20 protein-coding genes are annotated in these 23,796 nt (G+C 57.5%); 17 read left to right on the plus strand and 3 right to left on the minus strand.

Going from position 1 to position 23,796, the window contains the following annotated elements:
• Positions 1 to 5: 5 nt before the first annotated feature.
• On the plus strand, positions 6 to 1,397 hold the full coding sequence (murF, locus tag SOR61_RS02645; protein ID WP_320611144.1) for a UDP-N-acetylmuramoyl-tripeptide--D-alanyl-D-alanine ligase: 1,392 nt from the start codon (positions 6 to 8) through the stop codon (positions 1,395 to 1,397).
• Between the two features lie 88 nt (positions 1,398 to 1,485).
• On the opposite strand, the gene SOR61_RS02650 is transcribed toward murF, so the two are convergent.
• A complete protein-coding gene (locus SOR61_RS02650) occupies positions 1,486 to 2,538 on the minus strand; it encodes a hypothetical protein (protein WP_320611145.1) in 1,053 nt (350 codons plus the stop codon).
• Positions 2,539 to 2,690: 152 nt separating this feature from the next.
• Here SOR61_RS02650 and SOR61_RS02655 point away from each other — a divergent pair, with 152 nt between their 5' ends.
• The 14 genes from SOR61_RS02655 (at position 2,691) to SOR61_RS02720 (ending at position 19,091) form a co-directional block, all read left to right on the plus strand.
• Positions 2,691 to 4,577: an ABC-F family ATP-binding cassette domain-containing protein gene (locus tag SOR61_RS02655; RefSeq protein WP_320611146.1), complete on the plus strand. Its 1,887-nt coding sequence runs from the start codon at positions 2,691 to 2,693 to the stop codon at positions 4,575 to 4,577.
• 53 nt (positions 4,578 to 4,630) lie between these two features.
• Positions 4,631 to 4,939 carry a hypothetical protein gene (locus SOR61_RS02660; protein WP_320611147.1) on the plus strand — a complete coding sequence of 103 codons (309 nt, stop codon included), beginning with the start codon at positions 4,631 to 4,633 and terminating at the stop codon, positions 4,937 to 4,939.
• Positions 4,939 to 5,997: a peptide chain release factor 1 gene (prfA, locus tag SOR61_RS02665; protein ID WP_320611148.1), complete on the plus strand. Its 1,059-nt coding sequence runs from the start codon at positions 4,939 to 4,941 to the stop codon at positions 5,995 to 5,997. The genes SOR61_RS02660 and prfA overlap by 1 nt, the downstream gene beginning before the upstream one ends.
• A 3-nt stretch (positions 5,998 to 6,000) precedes the next feature.
• Entirely contained in the window at positions 6,001 to 6,642 is a 642-nt protein-coding gene (locus SOR61_RS02670) for an L-threonylcarbamoyladenylate synthase (RefSeq protein WP_320611149.1), read from the plus strand.
• The gene (gene coaE, locus SOR61_RS02675; RefSeq protein ID WP_320611150.1) at positions 6,639 to 7,238 is read left to right on the plus strand and encodes a dephospho-CoA kinase; all 600 of its coding nucleotides are present in this window, start codon (positions 6,639 to 6,641) and stop codon (positions 7,236 to 7,238) included. The genes SOR61_RS02670 and coaE overlap by 4 nt, the downstream gene beginning before the upstream one ends.
• A 3-nt stretch (positions 7,239 to 7,241) precedes the next feature.
• Entirely contained in the window at positions 7,242 to 8,651 is a 1,410-nt protein-coding gene (locus SOR61_RS02680) for an aminopeptidase (protein ID WP_320611151.1), read from the plus strand.
• A gap of 16 nt (positions 8,652 to 8,667) precedes the next feature.
• Positions 8,668 to 9,513: an undecaprenyl-diphosphate phosphatase gene (locus SOR61_RS02685; RefSeq protein WP_320611152.1), complete on the plus strand. Its 846-nt coding sequence runs from the start codon at positions 8,668 to 8,670 to the stop codon at positions 9,511 to 9,513.
• Positions 9,514 to 9,542: 29 nt separating this feature from the next.
• Positions 9,543 to 12,209 (plus strand): DNA translocase FtsK, encoded by a 2,667-nt coding sequence (locus SOR61_RS02690; protein WP_320611153.1) that lies wholly within the window; start codon positions 9,543 to 9,545, stop codon positions 12,207 to 12,209.
• Positions 12,210 to 12,557: 348 nt separating this feature from the next.
• Complete coding sequence (locus tag SOR61_RS02695; protein ID WP_320611154.1) at positions 12,558 to 13,634, plus strand: hypothetical protein; 1,077 nt, start codon at positions 12,558 to 12,560, stop codon at positions 13,632 to 13,634.
• A gap of 27 nt (positions 13,635 to 13,661) precedes the next feature.
• Positions 13,662 to 14,807 carry an ATP-grasp domain-containing protein gene (locus SOR61_RS02700; RefSeq protein WP_320611155.1) on the plus strand — a complete coding sequence of 382 codons (1,146 nt, stop codon included), beginning with the start codon at positions 13,662 to 13,664 and terminating at the stop codon, positions 14,805 to 14,807.
• Complete coding sequence (murJ, locus tag SOR61_RS02705) at positions 14,807 to 16,330, plus strand: lipid II flippase MurJ (protein WP_320611156.1); 1,524 nt, start codon at positions 14,807 to 14,809, stop codon at positions 16,328 to 16,330. Before SOR61_RS02700 ends, murJ begins: the two co-directional genes overlap by 1 nt.
• Positions 16,331 to 16,360: 30 nt before the next feature.
• Positions 16,361 to 17,641, plus strand: a complete 1,281-nt coding sequence (locus SOR61_RS02710; RefSeq protein ID WP_320611157.1) for a polysaccharide deacetylase family protein — start codon at positions 16,361 to 16,363, stop codon at positions 17,639 to 17,641.
• A gap of 28 nt (positions 17,642 to 17,669) precedes the next feature.
• Positions 17,670 to 18,020 carry an enoyl-CoA hydratase-related protein gene (locus SOR61_RS02715; protein WP_320611158.1) on the plus strand — a complete coding sequence of 117 codons (351 nt, stop codon included), beginning with the start codon at positions 17,670 to 17,672 and terminating at the stop codon, positions 18,018 to 18,020.
• A gap of 429 nt (positions 18,021 to 18,449) precedes the next feature.
• Positions 18,450 to 19,091, plus strand: a complete 642-nt coding sequence (locus SOR61_RS02720) for a cell wall hydrolase (RefSeq protein ID WP_320611159.1) — start codon at positions 18,450 to 18,452, stop codon at positions 19,089 to 19,091.
• 73 nt (positions 19,092 to 19,164) lie between these two features.
• On the opposite strand, the gene SOR61_RS02725 is transcribed toward SOR61_RS02720, so the two are convergent.
• Positions 19,165 to 20,253 carry an amidohydrolase gene (locus SOR61_RS02725; protein WP_320611160.1) on the minus strand — a complete coding sequence of 363 codons (1,089 nt, stop codon included), beginning with the start codon at positions 20,251 to 20,253 and terminating at the stop codon, positions 19,165 to 19,167.
• 78 nt (positions 20,254 to 20,331) lie between these two features.
• On the opposite strand from SOR61_RS02725, the gene dapD reads away from it, so the two are divergent.
• Positions 20,332 to 21,027, plus strand: a complete 696-nt coding sequence (gene dapD, locus SOR61_RS02730; RefSeq protein ID WP_320611161.1) for a 2,3,4,5-tetrahydropyridine-2,6-dicarboxylate N-acetyltransferase — start codon at positions 20,332 to 20,334, stop codon at positions 21,025 to 21,027.
• A 75-nt stretch (positions 21,028 to 21,102) separates the two neighbouring features.
• Here the strand turns inward: dapD and dapF are convergent, their stop codons facing one another.
• Entirely contained in the window at positions 21,103 to 21,945 is an 843-nt protein-coding gene (dapF, locus tag SOR61_RS02735; RefSeq protein WP_320611162.1) for a diaminopimelate epimerase, read from the minus strand.
• Positions 21,946 to 22,253: 308 nt separating this feature from the next.
• On the opposite strand from dapF, the gene SOR61_RS02740 reads away from it, so the two are divergent.
• Positions 22,254 to 23,777, plus strand: a complete 1,524-nt coding sequence (locus SOR61_RS02740) for a sodium:solute symporter family protein (RefSeq protein WP_320611163.1) — start codon at positions 22,254 to 22,256, stop codon at positions 23,775 to 23,777.
• Positions 23,778 to 23,796: the final 19 nt, after the last annotated feature.

The raw sequence follows: 23,796 nt of genomic DNA on the forward strand, positions 1-23,796 counted from the left end.
GCCCAATGGAACCTATGACAGTCAGGGAACTTTTGTCCGCCACCGGCGGCACGCTCCTGGGGGACTGGGAAGAGTTGGATGCCGCCATTACCGCTGTGGAGACCGACAGCCGGATGATTCACAACGGCGCTTTGTTTGTGGCGCTGCGGGGAGAGCAGACGGACGGCCACCGGTATATTGGCAGCGCCCTGGCCAGTGGGGCGGCCGGCTGCCTCACCCAGGAGACGCCGGAGACGCTGGTTCCCGGAAAGTTCTACATTCAGGTGCCCGATACCATACTGGCCATCGGCCAGGTGGCCAAGGCCTATAAGGCAAAGTTTCCCATTCCGGTCATCGGGATCACTGGCAGCGTGGGAAAAACCACCACAAAAGATATGATCGCTTCGGTTTTGGGAGAGAAGTATCAGGTCCTGAAAACCGAGGGGAATTTCAACAATGAGTTAGGCCTCCCTCTGACCCTGTTCCGCCTGAGCCGGAAGGATGAGATCTGCGTGCTGGAGATGGGGATGAACCACTTTGGGGAAATCGACTATCTCACGCAGATCGTCTGCCCGGACGTTGCGGTCATCACCAACATTGGGGACGCACACATTGAAAATCTGGGCAGCCGGGAAAACATCCTGAAGGCCAAAACAGAGATTTTCAACTACATGAAACCGGACAGTCTGGCGGTCCTTAACGGGGACGATCCCCTGCTGCGGACGCTGGAGGGAAAAATTGGCCCCAAGACTGTATTTTGCGGCGTAGACCCCCGTCTGCCCTACGAGGCCAGAGAGATCCAGCAGATGGGCGCTAAGGGGCTTCAGTGCACCGTTAAGACACCGGTAGCCACTGCTGCGGTTGAGGTCCCTGCCCTGGGCAATCATATGATCTACCCGGTGCTGATGGCGTGTGCCATTGGGGAGCACTTCGGGATGACGACGGAAGAAATGATGCGGGGTATTGCCCGCTTTGTCCCCACGAAGATGCGAATGAATGTGGTGAAGCAGGGAGACCTGACCATTCTGGATGACGCCTATAACGCCAATCCACAGTCCATGCAGGCTGCGCTGGAGGTGCTGTCTCAGAGCGGCGGGTCCTACCGCGCGGCCATCCTGGGCGATATGTTTGAACTGGGTGAGCTGGGCCCGGAGCTTCACCGCAACGTGGGAGAATATGCCGGACGCTTGGGAAACATTGATGCAGTCCTGGCGGTGGGCGAACTGGCCTGGAATATTTATGACGCAGCCTGCCACGGCCATGTGTCCGATGTGATCTATGCCCCCAACAAAGAGGAAGCCAAAAAGCATCTGGAGAAGCTCATCCGTCCCGGCGGTGTGATCCTGCTCAAAGCCTCCCGGGGCATGGCCTTTGAGGAACTGGTCCGGGAGATCCGCCGGCTGGCGCCGGAAGGCTGAGAAAGAAAAAAAATCCATCCTTTCCCGGGTGTGCTCGGGAAAGGATGGATTCTGTAGAAACGGAGCTGCGATGCCAGAGAGAAACTACTCAGGCGTCGAAATTCACGATCATCTTTTTGGGGGCATTCTTGACCAGTTCGTCCAGAGTTTCTTCATAGGGGGCGCAGGCGATGCCCCGGTCGGTGATGACACCGGTGACCAGGAAGGCGGGGATCACATCGTAAGCGGGGGTCCAGCCCTTTGCCTGTCCGCAGGAGAGGGGAGCGGTCACGGTGTTGGGGTCGCCCTCTTCCTGGCCAAAAGCGGTGCCGTTCTCTGCGGTGAGCTCAATGTCATTGGCGTTGAGCACGGCGTAGAAGGGGATGGAGTGGAAATAGCAGCTGATGGCCAGCTCATACGCACCAACAGGTGCCATGAGGTCGCCGTTCTTGGCGGCCAGGATGCCGTCGGTGAGGACCAGATGGGCCCCCTGCCGTGCCAGGAAGGTGGCGGCTGCGTGGTCAGGAAGGATGGTGCAGGGGATCTGCTCCTTTTCCGTGAGCTCATAAGCCAGCAGGGAAGAGGGAGCGGCGGGGCGGCCTTCGCAGAGGGTCAGCTGCTCCAGGATCTCCCGCTTCCAGCCCCGACGGGCGATGCCCAGAGCGCCGCTGGGAGAAGCAGAGTGGAACGCACCCCCTCTGGCCAGCAGGAGCAGACGGGTGCCTTCTCCCATGATATCGGTGCCGTTGCGGCAGATGTTGCGGTCTGCCACTACTTGCTGGCGGTCAAAGGTGACGGCGGTTGCCAGCAGGGTGGTGAGACGGTCCACGTTTTTCGTGTACGCCTCCGGGGGGTTCTCCATATAGTCCATGGCGGCGGCCATATCCCGGGAGCCGGGACGGCTGGCCAGCAGAAGGGCCTTTGCCTGGGCCAGTGCTTCGTCAAAGGCGGGGGTCTGCTGCAGGTCCTGGTGGGCCAGCGCAGCCAGGCAGTATCCGTAGACACCGGCGACTGCGGCGATTTTTTCGTCCAGAATGGCGCCGGAGGAGAGAACTCTGGCGGTGGACTCCACGTCGGTGCAGGTGATCCAGGATTCTTCTCCGGGATACTTGGACTGGTCCAGAAGAGACAGGACTTTGTCTTGCCACTGAAGTGCGATCATAGTGTTATGCCTCCTGTTGATAGGTGGGTCGACCGGTTTGCCGGGACTTCACCTGTTGAATGGAGTTATCATATCATAGTTTGGGTGACAGCGCCACTCCCAAAAGAGAGGGCAGGCGGTTTTTTGTCATCGGACGGCAGAGGAAATCGTTCATGATTGATATTGCAGTACGAGAATTAGAGAAAGAATATGAGATCGGACAGCCGATCCTTGATGGGCTGACCTTTCAGGTGGACACCGGAGAACGGGTGGGCATCTTAGGCCGCAACGGAGCGGGAAAGACCACGTTGTTTCGGATCCTGACCGGCCAGGAAGAGGCGGACGGAGGGCAGGTACAGATCGCCCCCGGCAAGCGGCTGGGCCTCATCTCCCAGATCCCGGTCTATCCCCAGGGTTTTACCGTGGAGGATGTGTTACGGACCGCTTTTGATGACCTGAAGGCCATGGAAGAAGAGTTACACCAGCTGTCTGATCAGCTGGCCGGCGGGGACAAGGAACTGCTGTCCCGGTATGACCGCCTCCAAGTGGCCTTTGAGTCCGGCGGCGGCTACGAGATCGAGACCCGAATGGAAAAGATCTGTGCGGGTCTTGGGATCGAAAAAGCCTTTCGAGAGAAACAGTTTGCCGACCTGTCCGGCGGGGAAAAGACCCGGATCAACCTGGCTCGCCTCATTCTGGTGGATACCGAGATTTTACTGTTGGACGAGCCCACGAACCACCTGGATCTGAACGCCACCGTTTGGCTGGAAGATTACATCAGCCATTATAAGGGGACGGTCCTGATCATCTCTCACGACCGTTATTTTCTGGATAAAACCATTTCCCGTGTCATTGAATTGAAGAACGGGAAAGCGGAGTTTTACACAGGGAACTATTCCTTCTACGCTGTGGAGAAGGAGCGGCGATACCTGGAGCAGCTGCGGCAGTATAAGAAAGAGCAGGCAGAGCTCCAGCGGCTGTCGGATACTGTGCGTATGATGCACGAACACAACACCGAGCATCTCCACAAGCGTGCCTTTTCCATTGAAAAGCGCATGGCCAAGCTCAACGGGACCGCCCGCCCGGTGAAGGAGCGGAAACTGCAGGCCCGGTTTGGTCAGGCGGAGTTCCATGCAGACGATCTGCTCAGCCTCAACGACCTGGGGAAAGCCTTTGGAGAGCAGACCCTTTTTACAGGGGTGACTGCCCGGGTGGAGGATGGAGACCGTATTGCCCTTTTGGGGGATAACGGAACGGGAAAGTCCACCCTCCTGAAAATTATTCTGGGGGAAGAATCCCAGGACCAGGGATCGGTGAAGCAGGGAATCACGGTGAAGGTGGGGTACCTGCCCCAGCAAATTCGCTTTTCCCATCCTGAGCGGACCCTGTATGATACCATGATTTACGAGGCCAACTGCACGCCCCAGCAGGCCCGGGACCGCTTGGCCCGGTTCCTGTTCCAGGGGGAGGACGTGTTTAAACCGGTCTCCGTTCTGTCGGGCGGCGAGCAGAGCCGCCTGCGGCTGTGTATGCTCATGGATGAGAAGGTGAATCTTCTTATCCTGGACGAGCCCACCAACCACCTGGATCTGGACTCCCGTGAGTGGATCGAGAGCGCGGTGGAGGACTACGAGGGCACGCTCCTCTTTGTCTCCCATGACCGGTACTTTATCGATCGCTTTGCCACCCGGGTCTGGACCCTGGAGAACGGGAAAATTTCGGACTTCCGAGGGGATTATACGGCCTACCAGGCCATGCGGGAGCGGCAGAAGAGCCTGACCCCGCCGCCGAAGAAAGAGGAAAAGCCCAAGAAAGAAAAGCCGAAACGCTCTGGAGGAACCAAGCAGTTAAAGAAAGAGCTGGCTGCCGCGGAAAAGCGGATGGAAAAGCTGGACGAGCTGTTGGAGGAACTGGAAGCAGAAAAGGAAGCGGCAGCGACCGACTATCAGAAGCTCCAGGAACTGCTGGAGCAGGAAGGTGCTTATCGGGAGGAGTATGACCGCCTGATGGAGACCTGGGAGAGCCTCTCGGAGGCCATTGAAGCAGAAAACAACCCATAATCACTGTGGGATGGAGAAGCAGAACATCAAAAAAGCAAAAGGAGAAAAAGAATATGTCTGAGCAGGAAAAGAAGGTTTTTGAAGAGAACTCTCTGGAAGAAAAGATGCAGGAACTGTTTGACCTCATGGATGAGAAGGCAGAGGCCGGTGAACTCATCGAGATCGAGGAAGAGCAGGAGAAGAAGGACGGGGACAAGGCAGAGGAGGACACTTCTCCCATGTCTGAGTCCGAAGCGGCAGCCTATGAGTACTCCATGATGATGAGCCAGTACGAGGCTATGCTGCTGGACTATCAGCGCCGGGAGGCCGAGGAGAGACGGGCTGCCAAGAAGGAAAAAGAGAAAGAGAAGGAAGAGGGATAATGCGGGAACAGCTGCGCGCTCTTGCCCTTCGCCTGGAAGAGATCGAGGCGGAGCTGGCCCAGCCGGAGACCTACGGGGACCCGGAGAAGCTGGCGAAGCTGAACCGGGAACAGAAGGAACTCGCCCCTCTGGTGGAGGCCTTCTGCCGGTATGAGGCCACGGAACGGGAACTGCAGGGGCTCACGGAGCTGCTGTCCGACCCGGAGTATCGGGACTTGGCCCGGGGCGAATATGACGGCCTCAAGGTGGACCTGGTTCGCCAGGAGGAGGCGTTGCGTCAGATGCTGATCCCCAAGGACCCCATGGACGGAAAAGATGTGATTTTAGAGATCCGTGCCGGGGTAGGCGGAGAGGAAGCGGCGCTGTTTGCCGCCAATCTCTACCGGATGTATACCATGTACGGGGAGAAGCAGGGATGGCGCTGGGAGATCGCCAGCGTCAGCGAGACCGAACTGGGCGGGATGAAAGAAGTATCCTGCCTGGTGGCCGGGGAGAACGCTTACGCCCGCCTGAAACACGAGAGTGGTGTGCACCGGGTGCAGCGGGTTCCGGAAACCGAGTCCGGCGGACGGATCCATACCTCCACTTGTACGGTAGCGGTGCTTCCCCAGGTGGACGAAGTAGAGTTTCACCTGGACCCCAATGACCTGCGGATCGATACCTTCCGTTCTTCGGGAGCCGGGGGACAGCACATCAATAAGACGGAATCCGCCATTCGGATCACCCATCTGCCCACAGGAACCGTGGTGGAGTGCCAGGACCAGCGCAGCCAGTATAAGAACAAGGATCGAGCCATGTCCATCCTCCGGGCGCGGCTGTATGAACGAGCTGTGCAGGAGCGGGAGGCGGAGATCGCCGGTCAGCGGCGCAGCCAGGTGGGGACAGGAATGCGAAACGAACGGATCCGGACCTATAATTTTCCCCAGGGTCGGGTGACGGATCACCGGATCGGGCTGACCCTGTATAAGTTGGATGGTATCATGAACGGAGACCTGGATGAAATTATTGACGGTCTTGTGCTCCATGAGCAGGCAGAGAGACAGAAAGGAAGCGAATGATCCATGAGACCGGGGGAAAAAACCCTTGGGTTTACGGCGCAGAATCTTTCCCAGGCGGCAGAACTGCTGAAGCAGGGAGGATTGGTGGCGGTGCCCACAGAGACGGTGTATGGCCTGGCGGCCAGCGCAGAGAAGGAAGAAGCGGTGGAAACCATTTTCACCGTGAAGAAACGAAATCCCGGGAAGCCCCTGAGTATTTTGGTGACAGGGATGAAGATGGCAGAGAGCTATTGCCGGGAAATTCCTCCGGTGGCCTATGAGCTGGCGGAGAAATACTGGCCCGGGCCCCTGACAATGGTGTTAAAAGATGGGGGTGTGGTGCCTTCCGTAGTGACGGCAGGGGGAGATACCCTTGGTGTACGCTGCCCGGACCATCCTTTGACATTGGAACTCATCGAGAAAGCGGAGACGCCCCTGGCTGCCCCGTCTGCCAATCCTTCGGATCTGCCCAGTCCCAAGCGCGCGGAAGAGGTGTGGGCCTACTTTGACGGGGAGATCGAAGGGATCGTGGATGGCGGCCCCTGCGAAGTGGGTGTGGAGTCTACCATTGTGGATCTGACGGGCCCTGCGCCGAAGATCCTCCGGGAGGGTGGCATCCCGGCCCAGGAGATTCTGGCATGGATAAAGGAGACGACAGAACGATGAAAGTGATTGGAATTACCGGCCCCACCGGCGCGGGGAAAACCACGGCGCTCAATGCACTGGTTTCTCTGGGCGGGCTCGTCATCGATGCAGATGCGGTGTACCATGATCTGACGGTGAGCAGTGCATCCATGCGGGAGGAACTGATCGCCCGCTTTGGCGATGTGTATGAGGGAACGGTGTTAGACCGGAAAAAGCTGGGGGCCATTGTCTTTCAGGACAAAGCGGCCCTGGCAGAGTTAAATGAGATCACTCATAAATACGTAGATGAAGAGACCGGAAAGCGCATTGCCCAGGCGAAGGCAGAGGAGTATCCCGCGGCGGCCATTGATGCCATTGCGCTGCTGGAGAGCAGCCTGCTGCGGTACTGTGACTGCACTGTAGCAGTCACAGCTCCGGAGGACCTGCGGGTCAAGCGGATCATGGCCCGGGAGGGGATCTCCGAGGCGTACGCCCGGCTGCGGGTTTCTGCCCAGAAGAGCAGCGCCTGGTTTCAGGAGCACTGTGACTATACGCTGGAGAGCACCGAGCAGGATACAGTTGAGATCTTTGCCCAGCGGGCGCAGGCGCTGTTCCGCGAGATTTTGGAGGTGGAATGAACCATGGAAGAGAACAAGGAACTGACGCTGGCACAGCAGAAGAAGAAAGCATTGTTTTTGAACCGGACCAATGGGTATGACCGCCTGGCCCAGGGAGACCTGGAGGCCATGCATACCTATTGTGAGGGGTATAAAACCTTTCTGGACGAAGGAAAGACCGAGCGGGAGTGCGTGGACTACGCGGTGAAGCTGGCGGAAGCAGCCGGCTTCCGGCCTCTGGTCCGGGGAGAAACCCTCCGCCCGGGGGACAAGGTATACCGGAACAACCGGGGAAAAGCCCTCATGCTGGCGGTCATCGGCAAGAAGCCTCTGAGCGAGGGTACCGTCATCGGTGCAGCCCATATTGATTCCCCCCGCCTGGACTTAAAGCAGAACCCTCTCTATGAGGAGCGGGAACTGGCTTACGCCAAGACCCATTACTACGGCGGCATCAAGAAATACCAGTGGACCACCATTCCTCTGGCCCTCCATGGTGTGGTGGTCCTGCAGGACGGCAAGACCGTTTCCGTGCGGATCGGGGAAGACCCTGGTGATCCGCAGTTTACGGTGGGTGATCTGCTGCCCCACCTGGCAGGGGATCAGGCCAAAAAGACCATGGGCGCCATTGTAACGGCTGAGCAGCTGAATGTGTTCCTGGGCAGCCGCCCCTTTGGGGAGGAGAAGGAAAGCGACCGGGTGAAGCTGGCGATTTTGGACCTTCTCCATGAGAAGTATGGCATGGTGGAGGAAGACTTCCTGTCTGCAGAGCTCATGGCGGTCCCCGCAGTAAAAGCGGTGGACATTGGCCTGGACCGATCTGTGATTGGCGCCTATGGTCAGGATGACCGGGTGTGCAGCTATGCCTGCCTGAAGGCCCTGCTGGAGCTGGAGACCCCGGAGACCACGGGCGTCTGCGTGCTGGCAGACAAGGAAGAGATCGGTTCTCTGGGTGTGACGGGAATGCAGTCCGCTGCCTTCGACACCTTTATGAGTGACCTGTGCCAGGGACAGGGAGTTCCCCTCAAGTCCTGCTATGAGACCTCCTTCTGCCTGTCGGCTGACGTGACCGCTGCCTACGATCCCAATTTTGCAGAAGCCTATGAGGTGCGCAACAGCGCCTTCTTTAACTATGGCGTATGCATCAGCAAGTACACCGGCGTCCGGGGAAAATCCGGGGCTTCGGATGCGTCTGCGGAGCTGGTGGGCAAGGTTCGCCGTATCTTTGCGGAGAACCAGGTCGTCTGGCAGCTGGCAGAGCTGGGAAAGACCGACCAGGGCGGCGGCGGCACGGTGGCCTGCTACATGGCAAACCGGAACATCGACACCATCGATGCCGGGGTGCCGGTGCTCTCTATGCACGCTCCCTTTGAGACCACGGCAAAACTGGATTGTTATATGACCTATAAGGCTATGAAGGCCTTGTACACTGCCTGAGGAGAGTTAGATTACCTTGAATTTCTTATCATCTATTTTTCTTGGCCTGGTCCAGGGAATTGCGGAGTTTCTTCCCATTTCCAGTTCTGGCCACTTATCCCTCTTCCAGCATTTTTTTGGTATGAGTGATCCTGAGAGCAGTATGTTTTTTAACGTGCTGCTCCACCTGGGTACCTTGATCGCGATTTTTGTGTATTACTGGAAGGACATTGTAGCCCTGTTCAAGGAACTCATCCTGATCATCAAGAACCTCTTCTCCAAGAAGGAAAAGGGGGAGAAGCCCCAGCGGCTGTCTCCCAGGGGGCGGATGATCGTGATGATCATCGTGGCGACCCTGCCTTTGTTCGTCGTGTATCCCATTAAGGATCAGGTAGAAAAGCTTTATGGCAACACTGTCTTTGTGGGCTTTGCCCTGCTGGTGACCGGTACCCTGCTCTTCTTTTCCGACCGGATCGCCAAGGGAAAGAAGGCGGCCCGTTCCACCACCATGGTGGACGCCCTTCTCATCGGCGTGGGTCAGGCAGTGGCGGTGGTCCCCGGCCTCTCCCGGTCCGGTACCAGTATTTCTGTGGGTATGATGCGGGGACTGAAGCGGAAGTTTGCGGTTCGCTTTTCTTTCCTGCTCTCCATCCCTGCGGTGCTGGGCGCAAACATTGTGAGCATTGGCGACGCCGTGAAAGAGGGGATCGATGTCTCTCTCTTACCGGCTTACATCGTTGGCACCATTGTGGCTGCGGTTTCCGGTTATTTTGCCATTCGTCTGGTCAATCTCCTGGCAGACAAGGGGAAGTTCGGGAACTTTGCCTACTACTGCTGGGGCATCGGCGCAGCCGCCATTGTGGCAACCCTTATTTTCCACTGATGATTTAACCCATAGCAAGGAGCGAGGATATGGCGTCTACGCAGAAGAAAACCACAAAAGGAAAACAGAAGTCCGGGCAGAAAAAAACCGGGAATACCCGGAAAAAGCGGGCGCCGGTCTATATGCCCAACCTCCTGGCCCGTACCGTTGGGGGCATCGTGTGTCTGTTTTTCGCGCTGCTGGTTCTTTTGGGCATGTGCGGCATACATGCGCTGGTCCCGGATCTGCTTTGCAGAGGGATCAAGGGACTGGTGGGATACGGTTTTTGGACCGTAGCAGCGGTCCTGGTGGGCGCAGCGCTCCTGCTCTTTCTTCAGCGGGAGCGGTCGGTCTGCCTCCGACTGTGGTGCATGGGCCTGTTGCCGGTGCTGTTTGGTGCGCTGTTCCATATGATTTTGGCCATGGGTCCGGTGCCGGAACAGGGCCTGGACGTGGCCGGGCTATGGAGCAGCGGAACGGCATTGCACAGCGGCGGCGTGTTGAGTGGTCTGCTGAGCATCGGTTTCGTTACTCTGTTCAGCAAGATCGGAGCGGGTCTGCTGTTTTGCGTGGGGATCCTGCTTCTGCTTGGGGTGGCCTTCCGTATTACACCTGCTCGGGTGCTTGCTTATATCAGAAAAGTGATGCGCCCGGAGGACGATGGATACGAGGGATATGACGGCTATGATGAACCCTATGAGGAGGGGGGCTATGAGGCGCCCTATCCGGAGGAGGAACTGCCGCCTCCCCCTCGTTCCGCTGAGCCCTTCTGGCCCCTCCGGCGGAAATGGGGATTGGGCCACCGCCGTCCGGCGGACATTCCTCTGGATGAGGGGCCGTCTCAACCCCATGGGCACACCCCACGGGACGGCGCTGAGGGACCCCGAGAGAAGAAACCGTCCTTTTTCGACCGGAATCCCAAAGTAAAACGACCGGATGAGGTGCTGCAGGAACAGCAGCGGCAGGAAACCGCAGGGATAGAACCGGAACCCCGTAAGGAAGAACCTGCTCCCCCGTGGCCGGAGGAGCCCATCGCCCCGCCGGAACCGGCAGAACCCACCCGGGCCCAGCAGCGGGACGCCATCCGCCGGGAGGCGGAGGCGGTGAGCCGCACCATTGAACAGTCCCTGGAAGAGGAACGAAAGTCGTATGTGTACCCACCCCTGACCCTTCTGACGGAACCCAGCGGCGAGAGTGCCAAAGCCGCCCACGAGGAGCTGGAAGGGACCCTGAGCCGGCTCTCCAGTGTGCTGGCCTCCTTCGGGATCGACGGACACGTCACCGGCGCAGTACAGGGCCCTTCGGTGACGCGGTATGAGGTGGCTTTGGAACAGGGGGTACGGCTCAATAAGCTTACCAATCTCTCTGACGATGTGGCACTGGCACTGGGTGTGTCCAGCGTCCGGATCGCACCGGTCCCCGGAAAGATCTCCGTAGTGGGTATTGAGGTCCCCAACAGCGTGGTGATCCCGGTACCCATCCGTGAAGTGCTGGATTCTCCGGCGTTCCGCCGTCATAAGTCCAGCGCAGCGTTTTCCGTGGGCAAAGACATTGGGGGCAACTATATTGTGGGCGACTGTGCCAAACTGCCCCATATGCTCATTGCAGGTACCACGGGTTCCGGTAAATCTGTGTGTATTAACTCTCTTATTGTCAGTATGCTCTATAAGTCCACGCCGGAAGAGCTGCGGCTTATCATGGTGGACCCCAAGATGGTAGAGTTGGGAGGGTATAACGGGATTCCCCATCTTCTCATCCCGGTGGTGACCGATCCCAAGAAGGCCGCCGGCGCTCTGCAGTGGGCGGTGACCGAGATGATGAAGCGGTATCGCCTCTTTGCCGAGGCAGGGGTCCGGGAGTTGTCCTCCTATAATGTATGGGCCAAGGGACAGGAAAACGCGACGCCCATGCCAAAAATCGTAATTGTGATCGATGAGCTGGCCGACCTGATGCTGGTGGCCGCCAAGGAAGTGGAGGAATCCATTTGCCGGGTGGCACAGATGGGCCGTGCAGCGGGGATGCATCTGGTGATTGCCACCCAGCGTCCTTCTGCGGATGTGATCACCGGCCTTATGAAGGCCAACATTCCCTCCCGGATCGCCTTTGCTGTGGCCTCTTCCCTGGAGTCCCGCATTATTTTGGACAACACGGGGGCAGAGAAGCTGGTGGGTAAGGGCGATATGCTCTGGTTCCCTCTGGGTTCTGGGAAGCCTCTGCGTGTCCAGGGCTGCTTCATTTCGGATGAAGAAGTGGCAGCGGTGGTGGACTGCGTCAAGCAGAACAGCACGGCAGAGTATGACGATGATGTCATGGAGCAGATCGAGCAGCACGTGACCGAAGCGGAGAAGAAAGGAAAAACCCATGGCGGGTCCTTTGCAGCCGGAGAGGGGACCGATGATGATCTGGACGAGGTGTTCCCGGCGGCGGTGGATGTGATCCTGGAACTGGGACAGGCCTCGGTCTCCATGCTGCAGCGCAGACTGAAGCTGGGCTATGCCCGTGCGGCCCGTCTGGTGGATCAGATGGAGGAGCGGGGCATCGTGGGACCCTTTGAGGGATCGAAGCCCCGCCAGCTGCTGATCACCAAGGAGCAGTGGCTCCAGATGCAGCAGGGAGGAACGGAAACGGGGGAGGCACCCTTGCAGGGAGCGCCGCCTCCTGTGGAGGAAGAGATCCTCACCTTTGATCCCATCCCTCAGGAACGGGATCCCCTGTGAGGCTTTGGCAAACGAAGCAACCAAAGGGAGACAGCATGGGCTGTCTCCCTTTGTTCGTTGCAGGGAGAAGTTTTTTGCAAGAATGGGCATCTTGCTGATTGAAGTGGGGGGAGAGGGCTGTTATAATAACGAATATACCCGATAGAATGGATGAAGGATGAGGTCTGCGCTATGTGCTTCGACGAACCCATATATTTGCACCGTGAGGCCTTTGAGCAGCTCATGGAAGATACAGAACAGCACAAAATATGTTGGATGTACCACGACATACTGTCCGATCCGCAAATCGCGCGGATGTTTGACAAATATGCCGGAAAAGGGACACCCGCTTGCGAAGCCTGGACAACCATGGCCTGGGTGGCTTCGGGCCAGCAGGAAAACAGCTTTTATCTGCTGTTTAAGTGGTATGAGGACTTTTATGGTCCCCCGGAGCGCAGTGACCTCTACTTTGTTGAGCGAGACTACGGCGCGGAGGGAGAAGTTCGGGTCCGTTTTTTCAACACAGATTTTCAGAAAAAGCTGAGCCGGCAGGGACAGCTCTGGTGTCAGAGTTTCGGGAATAAAGTCAGCGACAACGCCGTGTATTTTTTCGGCGATAACAACTTTGAATGCAGCAGCATTGAACGGATCCTGATGGTTTTGCAGGATAGCCGTCGGCGGGAGCTGGAGACCTTTGACGGGTATCTGGGGCTTCGGTGTGACGGGGAGAAGCGGGCGCAGTGCGCCACCGTCGCCTCCTATTTCTGCGGCATCCAGTATATGAAAGAGCTCATCTACAGTATGGTGGAGCGGGACGGCGGAGAAAACGCAGTCCATTACCTGCATACAGATGAATTCTTGCGGATCTTGAACCGGATGCTGGATCGCATCGACGAAGACAGGATGGGAGAGCTGGCCCTGCTCTTCCGCCAGCTGGCAGAGAGTTTCTGCTTTGAACCTGCGAAGACCCCCTTCCTGAGCCGGAACACCGGACGGTGGCTTGCAGAGCAAACCGAGCGAGGCCAGGTCCGCTGGCTGCGTCTGGGGGGGAGGACCGGGCAAAAACTGCTGCGGAAGCTGTACCACCAGTGCGCGCCTGCGGTCGCATGGGATGTCTTTCACCGGTGGCAGGGGGATGTATACTTTACGGTATTCTATGAGGCCCCCAGCAGAGAGCTGCGCCGTGGCGTCTATATTTTAAGTCGATTCGAAGATCAGACAGGACTGGATGTGACCGACCTGTTCTGGCTGGAGAACATTGCCGGGGGTGTGGCGCATCTGTGCGACGGAGAGTTCTTTGATGAACTTCTGGACCGGCTGTTGGCTGCGCCGTCCCGCAGCGCAATGCTGCCGATGGGAGGCGAAGAGGTTCCGGGCGATTTGGTCGCCACCTATGGATACCGGCTCAAGGAGTCCTTTGAGAAGTATACCCGTGGATTTCGATAAAGGAAAAAGGATCATTAGAGCAACACAATGAATATAGTAATTACGGATATTCGATATAAAATGGCGCTGGCACCGCTGTGGAGCCTGTCCCAGGCGGGATATCAGGTGGTTTGTGGAGAGGCAGATGGAGTTTCCCGGGAAAAGTGCCTGGGATTTTACAGCAAGTATTGTCAGCAAACCATTCGCTGGTCCCCGCAGGAAGAGCCGGCCCTGGCGATCGCCGGGGCCAGCCCAACCGGGAGCGTGGTTTTGCCGGTGGGACGGGAGACCCTCCGTTCCTTCTCCCGGAGCGCCGGGTGGAGGGACCAGGTCAAGGTGCTGGTCTCTCCGCCGGAGGTTTTGGACCGGGCGGATGACAAAGCTGAGGTACAGCGGTTGGCTGCTTCTCTGGGGATCCCCACCCCGGAGACCTACGTGCGCCGTCGGGAAGAGACGGTGGAGGAACTCTCCCTTCGGGTGAGATATCCTGTTATTTTAAAGTACCGTGACGGCGAGTCTTTGGGCTTGAAATCCTGGGAGCGGTACCGGATCGCGGAAGGCCCCTCCCGGTTTCAGACCCAGTATCGGGCCATGGAGGAAGTCCAGAACGCTCCGGTCGTCCAGGACTATTTGTCCGGACAGGACGTGGGCCTGGCCATGATAATGGACGAACAGAGCCGTCCGGTGGATTTTTTTTGTTATGTGAGCCAACGGGAGTATCCTCTGTCCGGGGGGCCCACCTGTCTGTGCCGGACGGTCTTCAGCCGTCCTTTGGTGGAGTATGGTGCCCGGCTGCTGGGGGCGTTGGGATTCCGCGGCCTTGCCATGCTGGACTTTAAAGGCACACCGGACCAGCCCTTCCTGTTGGAAGTGAATCCCCGGCTTTGGGGCAGCGCCTGCCTGGCGACGGCGGCCGGTTCTACCCTTTATGAGAGCTGGGTCAAGGCTACTCTGGGCCAGGCGGACCCACTGGACCTTTCCAGCTGTGAACCCCGCTATCAGGTAGGGCAGGCCATGAAGGTCTTTCCCCACTGTGTGCTGGCGGCGGGGAAAGCACTGGCCAGGGGAAGGGTCCGTGACTTTTGCCGCGATATGAAGGTGATCTTGAACCCGGCGGTCCCCCAGGACGGGAACCTGCTGGGGGATAAGGCGCCAGGGCGGCGGCATCTGCGCAACCTGCTTGGAGGGTCATGATGGGCAGGAATCTACTGAAATCGACCTCCGCAGTGGCGGCTGTGATGCTGCTGTCCAAGGTGCTCGGCTTTTTCAGACAGAGCATCATTGCCAATGTCTATGGCTCCAACATTGCCACGGACACCTATTTTATTTCCAGCGAATTCATGATCAACCTGTCGGCAGCCTTTACCACGGCGCTGACCACGGCGCTGGTGACGGTATATATTTCCATTGCCATGCGGGAGAGCAAGCAGGCCGCAGGCAAGGTAGCCTCCCGGGTGCTCAGCCTGTTCCTGCTGGGCGCAGCCGTGCTGGTGATCTTACTGGATGTCTTTTCTGCCGAGGTGGGGCGTATTCTGGCCCCGGCCTATACGGCCCAGGAGATCCAGGTGCTGGCCCATTACCTGCGGTTGTTTTCTGCGGCGTTTTTGTTTTCTGCCTTCCAGTCTATTTATGCTGCGGTGCAAAACGCCAATGACATCTTTATTCCTGGGAAGTTATATGGGGTGATCTATAACCCCATCACCATCTTTTTCATGCTGGCCTTTGGGGAAAAGCTGGGGCTGTCGGCTCTGGTTTACGCCTACTATGTGGCCAATGTCATCCAGGTCGTGCTGCTCCATGTGCGCTGCCGGGGACTGTATACCTTTACCCCTGCGCTGAATTTCCGGGATGAGCGGGTGCGGCAGGTCTGGCGCCTGGCGCTGCCTGTCCTGCTGAGCAATGTGGTCATCCAGCTCAATGGTGTGGTGGATAAAGCCATCTGCTCCTATCTTGGCGCAGGAATGGCTTCTTCCTATACCTATGCCAATACGCTGGAGCAGTTTGTCACAGGGACCTTCACCGCCACCATCAACCTGATCCTGCTCAGCCGGTTTGCGGAGATCGCCACGGAGGGCGATCAGGAGAAGATGAATCGGACCCTTACCAGGGCTGCGACGCTGATGGTGCTGATTTTGGCGCCGGTGGCGATCATCACGGTGTTCAGCGCAGGAGATATTGTGTCTCTTGTGTACTATCGAGGGGAGTTTACCCTGGAGAGTGTGCACAGCACCACCCTGGCGCTGGTGGGATTTGCTCTTGGGTTCCCGGTCATTGCGCTGCGGGAGCTTCTGATCCGGGTGCACTTTGCCTATCAGAGGACCCGGGGGCCCATGGTGATCAGCATGGTGTCGGTGGTGTTTAATATTGTCATGAGCATTGTGCTCAGCCTGTTCATGGGGGTGCTGGGGGTCACGCTGGCCACCAGCCTTTCTGCGGTGCTGTCCGTGATCCTTCTGAACAGGGACGTAAAAAAGCTGCTGCCTCAGTTCCGTCTCCTTGCCCAGTGGAAGAGCTATGGGAAGTGTGCCGTAAGTACCGCCCTGGCGGTAGGGGCAGTACTGGCGGTGGCAGAGTTGAGGATCTCCAGCGTGCTCGTTCGTACGGCCTGCAAACTGTTTGCCGGCTGTGCTGTGTATTTTGTGGGCATCGTATTGCTGCATTATTCTGCGGTTAAGGCATTTGTTGCGGAGTGGCGTGCGCGCCATAAGAAGAAGTAAGCGTGGATCATCAATAAGAGGAGAAAAACTATGTCGCTGATCGTGAAAGCAGGAAAAGCGGGGAAGCGCGTGTTGAAGAAGTTCATGCCGGAACAGCCCCGCCACGTGAGTTATACCCGTCGAATCGAGTGCGTGAAGACGTCTCAGCGGGTGGTCGCCATGACCTTTGATGATGGCCCGATGGATCTTCCGGCGGTCCCGGATAAGTTCAGCGGACGTTCTTTGACCGATATCTTGCTGGATACCTTACAGGAGTATGACGCCAAGGGCACCTTTGACGTGATTGGTGATACCGGAGAAAATTATCCGGACACCGCAGGCAGAAGCGGGCAGGCCGATTGGGGTGGGGTCCGGTACGACCATTACCCGGACATTAACCAGGATGAGCGGGGCGGCGTCGTTCATAACGAGCGGCTCATGCACCGGATCATCGACGAAGGGCACCAGGTCACCAACCATGGATACCGTCATATCATTTTTGGTAAGAAGCCCTTCGTCTATGGGAAGCGGGAGTATCTCAAAAGCGTGGATGAGGCCGTGGAGGATCTCACCCGCCTGCACCGGCTGCTGCGGGAGAAGTATGGCTATGAGATGACCATGGGCCGGCCGCCTCATTATGTGGACAAGATGGCGGGGGGATTCAGCAGCTACGATGTCTACGATCAGATGGAATATCTGTATCTGGCGGCTTCCTTTGACGGCGCGGGATGGCTCCCCATCACCCATGGCTCTGCCCGGGAGACCATGAACGCGGAGATCGGTGCCATGGTGGAGCCCATGCGAAAGGCTCTGGAGGAGGATCCGAATGCCCTGTGCGGCCAGATCATCTTCCAGAAGGACGGGTACAACATGGCCCGGCGGACCCCGGTGGCCTTCGGCCTGGCCAAGCAGCTGGAGCTGCTGCGGAAATATGGATACCGGGTGGTAACGGTGGAAGAACTGATGGCAGAGAGCCCCTTCGCCGATGTGGGCCGGGAGGAGCCCGGCTTTGAGAAGCTGGTTCGCCTGCAGAAGAGCCGGGGGATCGTATACTCTGACAACCGTTTGCGCCTGGATCAGCCCATTACCTGGGGCGAGATCGCCATGCTCCTTGCACCCCGCAAGGAGGCGGTCCAGCGTCGGGTGAAACAGATGAAGGCCACAGGAGCCTATCAGCATATCCACTGGGGCGCCATGGACTGGTGTGCCGAGCAGGGGATTTTGAAGTACGCAATGAATCCCGATGAAGCCTCGAAGAGTTTGCCGGAAGGGTATTTTGATCCGGTTCGGTCTCTTACCCGACGGGAAGTCTATCAGGCGTTCCGGGGATAAGAGAGATAGACGACAGGAGGGGGATTTCATGGAGTATATCAAGGCAGAACAGCAGGGAAGTACGTTGATCCTCACCATCAACCGGCCTCATTGCATGAATGCGCTGAACAATGGTGTATATGAAGAGATCATTGCCTGCCTGGAGGACGCAAAAGAGCTGATGCCCTATGCCCTGGCCATGGCGGAGAAAATCGGGTCCAAGGCCAGCTATGCCGTGTCTTTGGCCAAGAGTGCGATCTACACCAGCCAGAGTACAGACCTGCCCAATGGATGCCTTCGAGAGAGGAATCTGCTGGGTCTGGTCTTTGCGACCCATGATAAACAGGAGGGGATGGAGGCCTTTTTGGCCCGTCGGAAGCCTGAATTTAAAGATTTTTGAACCCTCTTTTGTAAGGTTGCCCAACAGAAAAATCCTTGAGGATCAAGGAAAATCTCGGTGTTAACAGGCCGGTCCCAGGTGGACCGGCCTGTATTTTTGTGGATGGTAACGAAAAAATGTCTCAAAGCTAACAAATTGGAAACAAACACGTACAAAAGGAATACAAATCTAACAAATTTCTTACGGAGCACCGCAGAATGCCTGTGGATAATTGCTGAAGAAATTGAACTTGATACCAAATTTTACGATTTGTTACCGATTTGAAATCAAATTACTTTTCGTGTATAATCCGCCCTGCAAGCGCAACGGATCTTTGAGAGAGATACCAGAAGCAAGGAAACCGCCTTGGAAGGGGTTCCGGTTCCGCTGTCCTGGGGCGCTTGGGGAGAGAGGGGCAGGCCTTCCATGACGAGATAATAGGAGTTTATGATGAAGAAATTTTTAGTCGCAACCTTACTCTGTGCTGTGATGACGGTGACCATGGTCCCCATGGCCTTCGCCGCAGGCACGAACTATGATGCCTGTATGGCTGCGATCCAGTACCAGAAAGTTCTTCAGGACCAAGCCCATCAGCGGGCAGAGGCACTGCGTGCCCAGGGATACCAGGACAGCAGCGCCGGCATCCAGGCCGAGAAGAAGATCTGGCATGGCGCCCAGGATGTGATCGAGGACCATTGGAATCTGGCCCAGTATACCGATGAAGACATCCGCATCCTGACCACCATGGTTTACTATGAGTCCGGTCAGACTACCGAGCAGCTGCGGCAGTATGTGGCGCAGGTGGCGCTGAACCGGGTGGCAGACAGCCGCTTCCCCGATACGGTGAAGGGTGTGATCACCCAGCGCGGTCAGTATTCCACCAGATATGCTACCGTGTCTGCGACCCAGGCGATTCCCGACAGCTACTATGCTGTGTGTGAAGCCTCTGTCAAACAGGCCATGATGGGCAACGTGGATATGCCCTCCAACGTCCTTTATCAGGCAAACTTTTCTCAGGGTAAGGGCGTGTGGCAGTCCGTGTACTTCAACAGCGGCTGGTTTGCAAGCACCAGCTACTTCTGCTACGGCTGAGAACCGGGCAAACACATATGAGAAAAACCGGGAGATGCAACGTGCATCTCCCGGTTTTCTGTGTAATATAAGGTTAAAAGGCTTGCGCCAGAGCCTTCCAGAAGTCTGCACCTTTTTGGAGGATGGACTCATCAAAGTGGAAGGTATCGGCGTGAAGGGCAGGGGAGGGACCGGTCCCCAGGAAGAAGAAGAGACCAGGCAGGCTTTTCTGATACCAGGAAAAGTCCTCGGTGATCATCACGGGTTTCTCCAGAACATGGAAGGAGAGACCGCAAGCCTCCACGGCCTCAAAGAGGGCGGGAGGATTCCACACAGGGGGATAGCCGTCGTTGGTGTGGACCGAAACGGTGCAGCCGGTCTCTGCCTCGATCTCTCTGGCGATGGCAGATAACCCGTCTCGAAGAGAAAAGAAGACATCGTCCTGGAAAGCACGCAGACTGCCCAGAAGGGTAGTCTTGCCGCTGACGGCATTTCGGACGGTGCCGCTTTCCATCCGCCCGAACTTCAGAAGGCGGAAGAGGTGAGGGGGAAGGGCCTGCTCCATGGCTGCTGCCCGGCGGTAGAACTCCACCCCCGCCGCCATGGCGTCGATCCCCTCGTCTGCCTTGGCGATGTGACTGGAACGGCCAGTGATCTCAACGGTGACCTCACAGGAGCGGCTCATCATTTCGTTCTTTCGAGAGGCGATGACGCCGGAGGGCAGGTCGGGCCACAGATGCATACCGAAGATACACTGGACCTTGTACTGGGAAAAAACCCCGCTTTCGCACAGGTCTCGGGCACCCCCGGTGGTCTCCTCTGCCGGCTGAAAGACAAGCAGGACGTTGTGCCCCAGGGCCTTCTGTTGGCTCAGCCAGACCGCCAGGTCCAGCAGCATGGCCATGTGGCCGTCGTGGCCGCAGGCGTGCATGTTCCCAGGATGGATGGAGGCATAGGGGGCGTCGGTTTTTTCCTGGATGGGAAGGGCGTCGGCGTCGCTGCGAAAGGCAATGGCGCTGTCCTGCCCAAAGTCAAAGAAAGCGCAGAGCGACCCGGGGATGGGGGAGGAGAGGGCGCAGCCCAGAGGCTCCAGCACGGAGCGGAGGTAGGCCATGGTCTCGGGGAGGTCCCGGTCCAGCTCGGGAATGCGGTGCAGGGCCCGGCGATATTCAATAATTTGCATAAAACTTCAACTTCCTTGCATTAAGATGTGATAAGTGGTATACTGTTCCATTATTATGCTCCAGAGGAGGAATTGCTGATGAATGCACAGGAGATTATTGAGCGCATCCGCACAGCGGAAAAGAAAACCCCGGTTCGGGTTTTTCTCAAGGAGAAGACCCCCATTGAGTTCCCCGAAGCCACCGTGTTTCCCTGCGGGGAGACCAAGATCGTTTTTGGCGACTGGAAAGCCATCGGTCCTGTTTTAGAGGCACATAAGGATGACATTGCAGAGGTGGTCGTGGAGAACGACAGCCGGAACTCTGCCATTCCTCTTTTGGACAAACGGGAGATCAACGCCCGGATCGAGCCCGGTGCGATCATCCGGGAAAAAGTGGAGATCGGGGACAATGCAGTCATCATGATGGGTGCAGTGATCAACATCGGTGCGGTCATTGGCGCAGGGACCATGATCGACATGGGCGCTGTGCTGGGCGGCCGGGCTACCGTGGGTAAGAACTGCCATGTGGGTGCCGGCGCCGTGCTGGCTGGGGTCATCGAGCCTGCCAGCGCAATCCCCGTTGTGGTGGAGGACGATGTGATGATCGGCGCCAATGCCGTGGTCCTGGAAGGCTGCCGGATCGGCAAGGGTGCCGTGGTGGCCGCTGGCGCTGTGGTGGTCAGCGACGTAGCTCCCAATACTGTGGTAGCCGGGGTGCCCGCCAAGGTCCTGAAGGACAAGGACGGCAAGGCAGCGGAGAAGACCGCTCTGGTGGATGCTCTGCGGGAACTGTAAGGCTAAAAAAATACCAGAAAAACGGCTTTTCGGAGATCCCGAAAAGCCGTTTTTTGCTGACGGGAACGGGGAGGGTTACAGGGTGAGTTCTTCGTCGAAGATCTCGCCTTTGGCCACGATGTTGGTGGGGCCGGTGAGCCAGAGGTCGGTGACCCGGTCCTCATCCCGGTCTACGTCAATGGTGAGCACACCGCCTCCCATGGTGACCTTCACGCCTTTGCCGCTGACTTTTCCCAAAAGGGTCAGGACGGTGACCAGACTTCCGGTCCCGGTCCCGCAGGCCAGGGTAAAGTCCTCCACGCCGCGCTCATAGGTTTTTTCCAGCACCTGATCGGGCCCGGTGATCTCATAGAAGTTTACGTTGGCACCCTTGGGGAACTGGGGGTGAAACCGCAGGGCCCGGCCCAGTAAGCGGAGCTGATCGGGGTCGGCCTGGGCCAGACCAGGATAGGGGACCACGGCGTGGGGCAGACCGGGGTTGCCCAGCTCCACATAGGCGCAGGGATAGGGGGTTCCCTCTACGGTGACGGATTCCTCCAGCCGGATCACGGTGGGGTCGTTTAAGCGGACCTGATACTCCCGTTTGGTGATCCTCTTCCCGGTGACCAGACCGGCGGTGGTCTCCACTACCTGTGTCTCTTTGGAGAGGCCGGTCTCATAGCCGTAGCGGCAGATGCACCGGGCACCGTTTCCGCACATTTCTCCCACAGAGCCGTCGCTGTTATAGAAGAGCATTTTAAAGTCGGCCTTCGGGTCATCCGCTTTGTCTACGACCATGAAGCCGTCTGCGCCCAGAGAGAGGTGGGGCGTGCACAGGGTTTTTGCCAGTCCGGGGAACACAGAGGCGGGGAACTGTTCCTCCAGGTTGTTGAGTATGATAAAGTCATTTCCGGCACCATTCATCTTCCAGAATCTCATGGTTGGGACCCTCCTGTTGCTGTTCATCTTTTTTGTTTTATTTCATCATACTTTTGGAAAAAAGGCAAGGAAAAGTCGGCGGGGAAGGGAAAAATGGAATGACAGAGAAATCCCGGAATCCCTCTTGACAAACAAGGAGTGGGAGAGTAATATGAAAGAAAAATTGCAAAAGATTACGCTGTTTTAAGCGGAGGAGGGCAATGACCCTTGCCCTTGTGATCTGTTTGAAAGCCGGCCAATGGAGAGTTAGGTTTCTTATACTCTTCTTGCCGGCTTTTTTGCGTCTTGAGAGAGAAAAGAGGGATGGTATGCTGCACTTAACTCCACTCCATGTGGTAGGCCTTCTGGCCACCATTGCGCTCATCATCGGGATCGGTGTTTACTCCGGTCGACACGTCAAGTCAGCGGATGACTTTTCCAGCGGCGGCAGCCGGGCGGGTGCCTGGATCGTGGCCGGGGCCATTATGGGGACGCTGGTCAGTGGCCAGGCCACCATCGGTACGGCCCAGCTGGCGTTTTCCTATGGTATGTCGGCCTGGTGGTTCACCCTGGGTTCGGGCATTGGATGTCTGATTTTGGCCATTGGGTTTGTGGCCCCTCTGCGCCGCAGTGGATGTTCCACCCTGCTCCAGGTGGTTTCCAGAGAATATGGACCCAGAGCCGAGTCCCTAGGCAGTATTTTCTGCTCCATTGGTATTTTCATTAGTGTGGTGGCGCAGATTTTGTCAGCCACGGCATTGCTCAGCACCATTTTCCCGTTAAATCACTTGACAGCGGCGCTGATTTCGATTGTCCTTATGGCATTCTACGTCATCTTCGGCGGCGTTTGGGGCGCTGGGATGGGCGGTGTTGCCAAACTCATCCTGCTTTATGTTTCCTCCATCGTGGGCGGCATCCTGGTCTATGGTTTGGCCAACGGATTTGGGGGCCTTATGGAGACCCTCCAAAGCCTCTTGGCAAACACCCCTCTGGGTGGGGTCAATGACTTGGCAGATGCAGGGACCGTATCTCAGCACTTTACCTCTCTGGTGGCCCGCGGCCCCTCCAAAGATATTGGGTCTGGTCTGTCCCTTGTTCTCGGTGTGCTGGCCACCCAGACCTACGCCCAGGCGATCTGGTCGGGCAAGAGTGACAGCGCAGCGAGAAAGGGAGCGCTGCTCAGCGCCCTGCTGATCCCGCCCATTGGTGTGGCGTGTATCCTGATCGGCCTGTACATGCGGGGACATTGCATCACGGCCGATGAGGTCTCTGCTCTTCAGGCCATGGGGCAGTCCATCCCCGCTGGTCTCATTCAGATCGAGAGTTCCGCACAGGTATTTCCGGTGTTTGTGGTAGACTTTATGCCGAAGCTGCTGGGCGGCGTGGTCCTGGGCACCCTGTTTATTACCGTGGTAGGCGGTGGTTCCGGCCTGGCCCTTGGCATGTCCTCCATCCTTGTAACGGACATTTTCGCTCGGAAGAATCCCCGGATGAAGGACTCACATACCAACTTGATCGTGACCAGAGGAACCATTATGGTGATTTTGGTGCTGGCGGTCGTGGTAGCGATCCTGGTACCTGGTGCCATGATCAATGACCTTGGCTTCCTTTCCATGGGCCTGCGCGGGGCTGTGGTGTTCTTTCCTATGTGCGGCGGACTCTGGTTCAAAGGAAAGATTGCGGGACGGTATGCTCTGGCCGCCATCATTGCCGGACCTGTTGCCGTGCTGGCGGGCAGTCTCCTCTCCCTTCCGTTCGATCCCCTCTTCCTTGGCATGGCGGTGTGCTTTGTTGTGATGGCGGTGGGGTTCTTGGCGGGAAAAAAGAACCGTGACACCTTGTCTTTATCTTGACTTACAAAATAGAGGATCC

The sequence above is a fragment of the Evtepia sp. genome (genome assembly GCF_034090835.1).
Taxonomy (GTDB): domain Bacteria; phylum Bacillota; class Clostridia; order Oscillospirales; family Oscillospiraceae; genus Evtepia.

What these genes read in the sequence shown, in the direction of transcription:
- SOR61_RS02740 (WP_320611163.1), top strand. Translation starts at nt 22,254, where the DNA reads ATGCTGCACTTAACTCCACTCCATGTGGTAGGCCTTCTGGCCACCATT.
- SOR61_RS02695 (WP_320611154.1), top strand. Translation starts at nt 12,558, where the DNA reads ATGGCCTGGGTGGCTTCGGGCCAGCAGGAAAACAGCTTTTATCTGCTG.
- SOR61_RS02655 (WP_320611146.1), top strand. Translation starts at nt 2,691, where the DNA reads ATGATTGATATTGCAGTACGAGAATTAGAGAAAGAATATGAGATCGGA.
- murF (WP_320611144.1), top strand. Translation starts at nt 6, where the DNA reads ATGGAACCTATGACAGTCAGGGAACTTTTGTCCGCCACCGGCGGCACG.
- SOR61_RS02690 (WP_320611153.1), top strand. Translation starts at nt 9,543, where the DNA reads ATGGCGTCTACGCAGAAGAAAACCACAAAAGGAAAACAGAAGTCCGGG.
- dapF (WP_320611162.1), bottom strand. Translation starts at nt 21,945, where the DNA reads ATGAGATTCTGGAAGATGAATGGTGCCGGAAATGACTTTATCATACTC.
- SOR61_RS02715 (WP_320611158.1), top strand. Translation starts at nt 17,670, where the DNA reads ATGGAGTATATCAAGGCAGAACAGCAGGGAAGTACGTTGATCCTCACC.
- SOR61_RS02720 (WP_320611159.1), top strand. Translation starts at nt 18,450, where the DNA reads ATGAAGAAATTTTTAGTCGCAACCTTACTCTGTGCTGTGATGACGGTG.
- SOR61_RS02700 (WP_320611155.1), top strand. Translation starts at nt 13,662, where the DNA reads ATGAATATAGTAATTACGGATATTCGATATAAAATGGCGCTGGCACCG.
- SOR61_RS02710 (WP_320611157.1), top strand. Translation starts at nt 16,361, where the DNA reads ATGTCGCTGATCGTGAAAGCAGGAAAAGCGGGGAAGCGCGTGTTGAAG.
- coaE (WP_320611150.1), top strand. Translation starts at nt 6,639, where the DNA reads ATGAAAGTGATTGGAATTACCGGCCCCACCGGCGCGGGGAAAACCACG.
- murJ (WP_320611156.1), top strand. Translation starts at nt 14,807, where the DNA reads ATGGGCAGGAATCTACTGAAATCGACCTCCGCAGTGGCGGCTGTGATG.
- SOR61_RS02725 (WP_320611160.1), bottom strand. Translation starts at nt 20,253, where the DNA reads ATGCAAATTATTGAATATCGCCGGGCCCTGCACCGCATTCCCGAGCTG.
- SOR61_RS02650 (WP_320611145.1), bottom strand. Translation starts at nt 2,538, where the DNA reads ATGATCGCACTTCAGTGGCAAGACAAAGTCCTGTCTCTTCTGGACCAG.
- dapD (WP_320611161.1), top strand. Translation starts at nt 20,332, where the DNA reads ATGAATGCACAGGAGATTATTGAGCGCATCCGCACAGCGGAAAAGAAA.
- SOR61_RS02680 (WP_320611151.1), top strand. Translation starts at nt 7,242, where the DNA reads ATGGAAGAGAACAAGGAACTGACGCTGGCACAGCAGAAGAAGAAAGCA.
- SOR61_RS02670 (WP_320611149.1), top strand. Translation starts at nt 6,001, where the DNA reads ATGAGACCGGGGGAAAAAACCCTTGGGTTTACGGCGCAGAATCTTTCC.
- SOR61_RS02660 (WP_320611147.1), top strand. Translation starts at nt 4,631, where the DNA reads ATGTCTGAGCAGGAAAAGAAGGTTTTTGAAGAGAACTCTCTGGAAGAA.
- prfA (WP_320611148.1), top strand. Translation starts at nt 4,939, where the DNA reads ATGCGGGAACAGCTGCGCGCTCTTGCCCTTCGCCTGGAAGAGATCGAG.